The 328-nt window shown below is 70.4% G+C and carries 1 protein-coding gene; it reads right to left on the bottom strand.

Annotated features, from left to right (window positions below; all coding sequences use genetic code 11):
• Window positions 1-302, bottom strand: a 302-nt coding sequence (locus tag ACWI6D_RS04030) for an amino acid kinase family protein (RefSeq protein ID WP_449133736.1), incomplete at its 3' end; no start/stop codon positions are given.
• Between the last annotated feature and the right edge of the window lie 26 nt (window positions 303-328).

Raw genomic sequence — 328 nt, 5'->3', positions numbered from 1 at the left:
ACGGCGGTCAGGATCACCAGCATGTCGGCGCCGAAGTCGGCGGCCAGCTTGGCCGAGCTGCGGTCCTTGTCGATGACGGCGGGCACGCCCTCGTAGCCGTCCTCGGTCTCGAAGACCGGCACCCCGCCGCCGCCGGTGGACACCACGATGTAGCCGGCGTCCATGAGGTCCTTGACGGCGTCGAACTCGACGATGCGCTCAGGCTTCGGGGAGGCCACCACCTGGCGCCAGCCGCGGCCGGCGTCCTCCTTGAACGTCCAGCCGGTCTCGGCGGCCTTGGCCTTTGCCTCCTCCTCGGTCATGAACGCGCCGACGGGCTTGGTGGGGT

Source organism: Senegalimassilia sp., from assembly GCF_977052095.1.
This window is presented reverse-complemented; position numbering and strand designations above follow the sequence as displayed.